At 49.0% G+C, this 667-nt stretch carries 1 rRNA gene; it reads left to right on the forward strand.

The annotated features are described in order from the left end of the window. Positions 1-667 (forward strand): 23S ribosomal RNA (locus HT687_RS09935); the annotation flags it as partial.

Here is a 667-nt window from a genome sequence, read left to right on the forward strand (position 1 = left end):
TTCTATGTGTGATGAAGGTGTACCGTGAGGAGCGCTGGAACGCATAGAAGTGAGAATGCCGGTATGAGTAGCGAAAGACAGGTGAGAATCCTGTCCACCGTAAGACTAAGGTTTCCAGGGGAAGGCTCGTCCGCCCTGGGTTAGTCGGGACCTAAGGAGAGACCGAAAGGTGTATCCGATGGACAACAGGTTGATATTCCTGTACTAGAGTATGTAGTGATGGAGGGACGCAGTAGGCTAACTAAAGCAGACGATTGGAAGAGTCTGTCTAAGCAGTGAGGTGTGAATTGAGTCAAATGCTTAATTCTATAACATTGAGCTGTGATGGGGAGCGAAGTTTAGTAGCGAAGTTAGTGACGTCACACTGCCAAGAAAAGCTTCTAGCGTTTAAACATACTCTACCCGTACCGCAAACCGACACAGGTAGTCGAGGCGAGTAGCCTCAGGTGAGCGAGAGAACTCTCGTTAAGGAACTCGGCAAAATGACCCCGTAACTTCGGGAGAAGGGGTGCTGACTTTAAGTCAGCCGCAGTGAATAGGCCCAAGCAACTGTTTATCAAAAACACAGCTCTCTGCTAAATCGTAAGATGATGTATAGGGGGTGACGCCTGCCCGGTGCTGGAAGGTTAAGAGGAGTGCTTAGCGCAAGCGAAGGTATGAATTGAAG

Source organism: Streptococcus sp. 1449 (genome assembly GCF_013276805.1).
GTDB classification, from domain to species: Bacteria; Bacillota; Bacilli; order Lactobacillales; family Streptococcaceae; genus Streptococcus; species Streptococcus pseudopneumoniae.